We start from the raw sequence: 7,450 nt of genomic DNA, 5'->3' as shown, positions 1-7,450 counted from the left end.
CGGACTGCACGATCGAGCCGTGGTCGACATCAGCCTGCGTGACCCGGTACGAGCCGGTGCACGTCGCATCCGCACCCGGCGCCAGCGTCGCGACCGAGCACGACGGCTTCGCCCCGAGGGTCGCGGTCACCGTCAGACCCGACAGCGTCACGTTCCCGGTGTTGCTGAACGTCGAGGTGTACCCGACCTCCTGCCCGGCGACGATCTCCGACCCGGCAGCATCCGACACGATCGCCGACGAACCCTGCGGCGCGGCCGTGATCGTCGTCGTCACGGAGTCCGAACCGAGCGCGACCGCTGCTCCGGCGGGGCTGGTCGCACCCGCGGTGAACTTGCGGGTGATGCGCCCGGCGTCGATGTCGTCCTGGGTGACCGTCGCGGTGCTCGTGCAGGTCGTCGAGGCGCCGGCGCCGAGCGTGACGGTGTCGCAGGTGGCGGTACCGCCGGCGGAGACGCCCACGGCCACATCATCGAGTCGGACGTTCCCCGTGTTGCGCACGGTGACGCGGTACTCGACGGAACCGCCGGGGACGAGCTGGGCGGACTCGCGGACGGCGCTGACCTCGCCGGCAGGTGCTGCGGCCTGGAACGGCGCGGGGAGCGGCACCGGGCGGGAGGACTCGCCGCCGTCGCGGTCCGTGCTCGCTGACGCGGTCGCGATGTTCACGGCGTCGTCTCGACCGCCCGTGAAGCCCTCGGCGAGGTGCGCGCGGAACGTGAAGGAGCGGTCTGCGCCGGCGGCGAGGTCAGTGGCCGACGTGCAGGTGACGTCCTGCCCGTCCGCGGTGCACTGGTCCGCGGAGCCGACGAACGAGACACCGTCGGGGAGCGTGTCGTGGACGGCGACGTCCGAGGCGGGCGAGGTGCTCTGGTTCTTCGCGGTGACGGTGTACTCGAAGTCACCACCCGGGATGAGGGCGGCATCGCCGTCGAGCAGCGCGGCCGACTTGGTGGTGGTGACGTCCGTGTTCGCGACGACGCGGGCCGTCGACGTGACGGTGTTGTCGTCGGGCTCGGCGTCGGCACGGTCCGCGGGCGCTTCGACGTGCACCCTGCTGCGGAGGGTACCCGTCGCGGTCTTCGGGAGCGTGCCGGTGACGGTGTACTCGGCGGATCCCCCCACCGGGAGATCGACGGCGGCGCGGATGTCGTTGCCGGTGCCGCTCCGATCGGTGCAGACGGTGTCGGCTGCCGGCGCACACGTCCACCGGACGTTCTGCAGTGCTGCCGGGACGGTGCTGGTGACGACGGCACCGGGTGCCGCGTTCTGGCCGTGGTTCCGCACGGTGAAGGTGGAGCGGACGTCGGTCCCTGCGGCGACGCTCGTCGGGAAGTCCTGGGTCACCGAGAGGTCCGTCGGGACCGCGACGCGCACGGCACTGATCTCGTGGACGTTCGTCGAGCCTCCGGTGCTCCCCGCGAAACCGAGACGGAGCGTCGGCGGCAGAGCGGCCTGACCGGCTCCGCTCACAGCGACGTTGTCGATGATGACGGCCATCGGGGTCCCGGGGCCGGTGTTGCTCCGGACCGAGAGTCGCAACACACCGTCCGCGTCCGGCTGCATCGTGATGCGGACGTCACGGGCACCCGTCGCGCTGCCCGTGCTGAGCGATCCTCCGGGTGCTGCGACGCCCGTGACGTAGCGGTAGCCGGCGGTGCCGTCGCCGGAGCCACGAACGACGACCTGGTTGCTGCGCTGCCCAGGGCCCGAGTTGCCGAGGGCGTTGGAGAAGTTCCCGAACTGGTCGAACCCGACTCCGACGTAGCCACCGGGGACACCCGCCACGGTGCACGGTCCGCTCGGCCCGCCGGAGGGTGCGCACGAGTAGCCGAGTCCGGCTCCGGGTGCGCCGACGCCCTGGCTGGCAGCGCCGTCCGCGAGGTAGGCCACGAAGCCGTCCGCTCCCGATCCGCCGTACATGCCGTACGAGAAGGACACGTCGACGCCGAGGCTCGACGGGAACACCCCGTCGGTGGCCCAGGAACCGGCCTGACCCGTCTGCGCCTGCGTCAGCCGGAGCTTGTTGTCCGTGACGACCGCCGAACCCGTCAGCGTCCCGCCGTCCGCCGATGCGAAGTCGGTGGCGAACGGGAAGTGCAGTTCAGCGGCATTCGCTGGCACTGCAGCGAGCAGTCCGCCGCCGATGCCGACGGTCGACGCGAGGACGGCGGCGAGCATCGGTCGGAACGGAGAGCGGAGGGCGAGCCGAACGCGGGCCGGCAGTGCAGAACGAGACATGGATCGCAATCGTCAGGAACGGATGTCCTGTAAATATACCACATGTCAGCGAAGGGATATCAGTCGTGTCGGTCGGCACCGTCTGCGATGAGGCGCTTGCCGAGCGAGACGGTCCGGTCGTCCGCATACCCGAGGGTCTCGTAGAACGCGATGACCTGCTCGTTGCCGGCGCGGACCTGGAGGTTGAGCTTCGGGCAGCCCATCGCGGTGAGCAATCGTTCGAACTCCGCCATGAAGCGGCGGCCGAGGCCCGAGCGCTGCAGGGAGGGTGACACGGCGAGGTAGTTCACCCAGCCACGGTGCCCGTCGAAGCCGGCCATGCCCGCTCCGAGGATCGTCGCGCGGTCGTCGGCCGGGGTGGCGACGAGGAACAGCTCGGGCTGCACCGTCAGCTTGCGGGCGATGTCACGGCGCGGGTCGTTCCAGGGGCGGATCAGGTCGCACTCGGTCCACAGCGCGACGATGGCCTCGGTGTCACCTGGCTCGAACCGGCGGAAGACGATCTCGGGGGCGTCCATCGCCCAACGCTAGCGGGGCGCCGGTCACCGACCGAGCGGTGTCCCGGCCGCGCGGTAGGAGCTGAAGTCACAGGTGTGCACGGCGGACGCGTCGAGCACGGTCCGCAGGTCGTACTCGGCGCAGTCCCGGAACGTCGCGATGCTCGGCGACTTCGTCGATCGGTGGAGGACACCCTTCGAGGGACCGTCCCCGCCGATCCCGGCCCGATGCACCACCCATTCGAGATCCGAGGCCTCGTCGACCAGGTGGCGCATCACGGCCTCGTTGTCCTCGTGCTGGCCGATGTACCCGCGGGCGATGGTCGCGCGGATGAGTCGCAGCGCGGGCGGCAGCGAACCGCCGGGGGGAGCGCTCAGGCCACCCGCCTGGTACAGGAACCGGGCGACGCCGCTCCGTCGCATGGCCGGCACGAGCTGTTGCACGAACTCGGTGTTGATGCGGCGTGTCCGCTGGGCGGCGGCGTCCCCCAGCATCGAGACGACGGCGTCCGCGCCGTCGAGGAGTCCGTCCAGGACCTGGTCGAGTCCGTGCCGCTCGCCCACGTCTCCGCGGACGACCGTCAGCGCGGGGTGCTCCGCCGGCATCGTGGACGGGTCGCGGACCATCGCACGGACCTGGTGACCTTCCTCGAGCGCGCGCCGGACGAGGTGCCGGCCCGTCTGGCCCGTGCCGCCGAACACCACGAGTGTGTGCTGGGGAACCATGTCTGTCGTCCTGTCGTCGAGCACCGGTCCGCGGGCATGGATCACGATCGCGGAGCGGCGCGTCATGACCGACGGCCGCGCATCCCAATCTAGGCACTGTCTACTATCTAGTCAATGCCTAGTGCTCACTAGGATGACTCCATGACACCCCAGCCCTTCCACCACGGGAACCTCCGGGCTGAACTCCTCGACCAGGCGGAGGCCCTGCTCCGGGACTCCGGGGTCGACGGCCTGTCCCTCCGTGAGCTGGCCAGGCGTGCCGGGGTGAGTCACGGCGCTCCACGGAGTCACTTCGTCGACCGGCAGGCGCTGCTCGACGCTCTCGCCGAACGGGGGTTCATGCGTCTGACGGAGGACGTCCGATCGGCACTCGCGACGGAGGGGCTGCTCGCCGACCGACTCGTCCGTGTCGGGCAGGCCTACGTCGACTTCGCCGTCGCCGACGCCGCGCTCATGGAGCTGATGTTCGCCGTCGGGACGAGCGCGCCGACGAGGCCCGTCCAGGACGCGGCAGCCCGGTTGTTCGCGGTGCTCGACGGGGTCATCGGCACACACCGCAAGCTGCTCTTCGCGGCGACCCTGCAGGGCATCTCGACGTTCGTCTCCGGCCACCGCGTCACCCCGGCACAGGGCGAGTCGCTGGTGCGGGACGCGGTGTCGACGATGCTCGGCGCAGGCCCCACCGGCCCGGTCACTTGATGCCGCTGCGCGCGAACCCCTGCACGAAGAACCGCTGGAACACCAGGAAGACGATGAGGATCGGCACGATGTCGATGAGCGCGAAGGCCATCGTCGCCCCGTAGTCCGAGTTGAACTGGCCCTGCAGGTACAGCAGCCCGATCGGCAGGGTGAAGAGCCGGTTCTCCCGCAGCGCGATGAGTGGCCACGCGAAGTCGTTCCACGACGACAGCAGGCTCATGAAGAACAGCACGGCGACGAGCGGCTTCGAGATCGGCAGCACGACGCGCATGAACACCGTGAAGTGCCCGGCGCCGTCGAGCCTGGCGGCCTCGATGAGCTCCTTCGGGATGCTCAGCAGGAACTGCCGCGCGAGGAAGAGCCCGAACGCAGATGCGGCGCTCGGCAGGATGACGGCCCAGTAGGTGCCGTAGAGCTGCAGACCCGTGACGATCCGGAAGAGGGAGACCATGATGACCTGCACCGGGATGGTCAGCGTGGCGAGTGCGATGAAGAACAGCACTGTGGAGCCCCGGAAGCGCAGCTGCGCGAACGCGTAGCCGGCGAGCAGGTTCACCGCGGTCGTGAGGACGGCCACGGACACGGCGATCGCGGTCGAGTTCCCGAGCCACTCCACGACCGGGAACGCCGAGAACACCCGCTCGAAGTTCTCGAGTGTCAGCGTGCGGGGCCACACCCGGAGCGCGCCGCCGAGGAGCTCCGCGCGCGGTGACAGCGCCACCACGAGCATCCAGTACAGGGGTGCGATCACGACGAGGGCGATGACGAGCACCACGAGGGTGCGGAGCACCGTCAGGCGGCGACGGCCGTGCGGCCTCCGCGGACGGGGCCCGCTCGGCCGGCCCGGGCGCGCGGACACGGATCGGGGTGCCTGCGAAGCGGTCATTCGACGACGTCCTTCGTGCGGGAGGTCTTCCACTGCACGATCGTGAACGCGACGGCCAGCACGAGCAGCACCATCCCGATCGCCGCCGCGTAGCCCTGGTCGCGCGTCACGAACCCGGTGTCGTACGCGTAGGTGACGAGCACCGAGGTGGCGTTCCGGGGCCCGCCGCCGGTCAGCACGAACACGATGTCGAACACCTGGAACGAGTACACGACGTTCAGGACCACGAGGAAGAACGTCGACGGGCCGAGGAGCGGCACCGTCACCGAGCGGAACCGCTGCCAGGTGTTCGCGCCGTCGAGGGTCGCGGCCTCCGGCAGGTCCGGGCCGATCCCCTGCAGCCCGGCGAGGTACACGAGCATGTTGAACCCGATGCGCCACCAGATCGTCACGAGGACGACGGACGCGAACGCCGGCACCGGGTCGGACTGCCACAGGGCGGCGGGGAGACCCATTGCACGGAGCAGCTTGTCGAGGATCCCGCTGTTCTGGTCGAAGACGAGGACGCCGATGAGCGCCGTCGCCACGCCGGACACGGCCATCGGGATGATGATGATCGACCGGAGCAGCCCCCTGGCCGGGATCCAGGCATTCAGGAGCGTCGCGGCGAGCAGTCCGAGCGCCATGGAGATCGGCGTGACGAGGACCGTGAACAGGACGGTGTTGACGAGCGCGCGCCAGAACAGCGGGTCCGTGACGAGGCGCGTGTAGTTCGCCGCGCCGATCCACTCCCCCGCGCCGAACCCGTTCGTGCGCTGGAAGCTGACGACGAAGGCCCCGACCAGCGGCACGAGCACGAACAGGCCGAGCAGGACCATGTTCGGGGCGATGAACGCGTACCCGGCGAGGTTCTCCGCGCCGATGCGCCCATGCCCTCGCCCACGCCTGTGCCCACGCCCGTCAGGGCGGACGCGACCCGCCTGCCCGGCTGCCCCGGGCCTCCCGGCCTGCTCCGCCCCGGCTGCGGTCATCGTGCTCCTCCTGTCGCGGCAGCGATGCCCTCGGCGAGCGACGCGACCGTGTCGGCGGCGCTCGTGCCGCCGACGAACGCGTCCTCGAGCCCGTTCTGCAGCACCGTGATGATCGCCGACATGTCCGGGGACGCGACCTGCGCCACGTCCTGCGGCTCGATCGTCCCCGCCTGCGCCAGGAACACCGGCGTCAGTTCGGGGCGCACGGTGAACCGGAAGTCACCGTCGCCGAGATCGCGCCGGGTCGGCAGCAGCGACGCCCTCGCGCAGAAGTCCCGCATCTGCTCGCGCCGTGTCACGAAGTCCAGGAAGGAGGCCGCGAGGTCCGGCTTCGTCGTCTGTGCGGTCGCGACGAGGGCGTTGCCGCCGAAGTCACTCCCCCCGCGGACCTTCCGCGGGGCCGGGATCGCCGTCCACTCGAAGTCGAGCGTCTTCGCGGCGTCCGGGATCTGGAAGCCGCCGGACCACACCATCGCGACGGTCTCCGAGTACCAGGAGTCGCTGGCGTAGGTCGCGGACTTGATCGAATCGTTCTTCGGCACCCAGCGCTCGTCGAAGAACCGCTGTGCGAACGCCACGGCCTCGCGACCTGCCGCCGAGTCGATCGCCGGGGTCTTCTGATCGGTCTCCAGGAACGCCCCGTCGGCCTGGAACAACAGGTTCAGCCACCGCGTCACGCCGTTGCCCTGCCAGTTGTACGCGAACGGGTACCGGCTGTCGGGCAGACGGTCGCGGAGCTTCTGCGCGTTGCTCGCCAGCTCGTCCCAGGTCCAGGCGTCCGCCGCGGTCGTCGGCAGTTCCGTGATCCCGGCGTCCCGGAGCATCTTCGTGTTGACGAGGATCGCCGAGGTGTCCGTGTGGTGCGGCACCCCGAACGGCCTGCCGTTCGCCTGCACGGCCGCCCACGCCGCGTCGGTGAAGCGGTCGCCGACGCCCGCGTTCAGCGAGCGGCTGAGGTCGAGGAGCTGGCCGCGCCCGGCGTACGCCCCGAACGTGTAGTACGGCACGCGGAAGACGTCTGGCGGGTTGCCGGCCTGCAGCTGCGCGTCGATGTTCGTGAACATCTGCTCGTACGGCACGGCGTTCAGCGCCACGGATCGGCCGGGGTACTCACGCTCGAAGTCCTTGATCGCGGCACGGAAGCCGGCGAGTTCGTCGTCGGTGCCCCACGTGGTGAAGGCGAGCGTGTCCGCGTCGGCCTCCGACCCGGACGACTGCGGGATGAACCCGCACCCGGCGAGGGCCATCGATCCGACCGACACCCCGGCCACTCCGAGGAAGCGGCGGCGGCTCATCGACATGCGCAGGACTCCCGGTGACGGTGGGGCTGACGCCCCGGACGAGCAGGTGCTGCGCCCCGGACTGGAGACACGGGGCGACTCCACGACGGACCGTCGAGTCAGTCCCGACTCTGCCCGGTCCGCCGCGATCG

Annotated in this window: 7 protein-coding genes; 1 reads left to right on the top strand and 6 read right to left on the bottom strand. The window is 70.4% G+C overall.

Going from position 1 to position 7,450, the window contains the following annotated elements; genetic code table 11:
* The 3 genes from ASF23_RS15270 to ASF23_RS15260 form a co-directional block, all read right to left on the bottom strand.
* Positions 1-2,239: DUF7507 domain-containing protein (locus ASF23_RS15270; RefSeq protein ID WP_156364553.1), on the bottom strand; the 2,239-nt coding region annotated here is incomplete at its 3' end.
* A gap of 59 nt (positions 2,240-2,298) precedes the next feature.
* Positions 2,299-2,757, bottom strand: coding sequence for a GNAT family acetyltransferase (locus tag ASF23_RS15265; RefSeq protein ID WP_055955480.1), 459 nt, complete (start codon positions 2,755-2,757; stop codon positions 2,299-2,301).
* Positions 2,758-2,781: 24 nt separating this feature from the next.
* Positions 2,782-3,462 (bottom strand): NAD(P)-dependent oxidoreductase, encoded by a 681-nt coding sequence (locus ASF23_RS15260; RefSeq protein WP_055955601.1) that lies wholly within the window; start codon positions 3,460-3,462, stop codon positions 2,782-2,784.
* Positions 3,463-3,603: 141 nt separating this feature from the next.
* Between ASF23_RS15260 and ASF23_RS15255 the strand changes: the two genes are divergently transcribed.
* On the top strand, positions 3,604-4,161 hold the full coding sequence (locus ASF23_RS15255) for a TetR/AcrR family transcriptional regulator (protein ID WP_055955478.1): 558 nt from the start codon (positions 3,604-3,606) through the stop codon (positions 4,159-4,161).
* On the opposite strand, the gene ASF23_RS15250 is transcribed toward ASF23_RS15255, so the two are convergent.
* From ASF23_RS15250 to ASF23_RS15240, 3 genes are read right to left on the bottom strand one after another with little or no spacing between them, the layout of a single operon-like run.
* Positions 4,154-5,047, bottom strand: coding sequence for a carbohydrate ABC transporter permease (locus ASF23_RS15250; RefSeq protein WP_082474214.1), 894 nt, complete (start codon positions 5,045-5,047; stop codon positions 4,154-4,156). The two genes, ASF23_RS15255 and ASF23_RS15250, sit on opposite strands and share 8 nt — an antisense overlap.
* Positions 5,044-6,018, bottom strand: coding sequence for a carbohydrate ABC transporter permease (locus tag ASF23_RS15245; protein ID WP_082474213.1), 975 nt, complete (start codon positions 6,016-6,018; stop codon positions 5,044-5,046). The genes ASF23_RS15250 and ASF23_RS15245 overlap by 4 nt, the downstream gene beginning before the upstream one ends.
* Positions 6,015-7,319, bottom strand: coding sequence for an ABC transporter substrate-binding protein (locus ASF23_RS15240; protein ID WP_055955477.1), 1,305 nt, complete (start codon positions 7,317-7,319; stop codon positions 6,015-6,017). The genes ASF23_RS15245 and ASF23_RS15240 overlap by 4 nt, the downstream gene beginning before the upstream one ends.
* Positions 7,320-7,450: the final 131 nt, after the last annotated feature.

Origin of the sequence: Curtobacterium sp. Leaf261 (assembly GCF_001422205.1) — a bacterium.
Taxonomy (GTDB): domain Bacteria; phylum Actinomycetota; class Actinomycetes; order Actinomycetales; family Microbacteriaceae; genus Curtobacterium.
The sequence above is the reverse complement of the archived record's forward strand: the minus strand, read 5'-3'. Positions and strand labels throughout refer to the sequence as shown.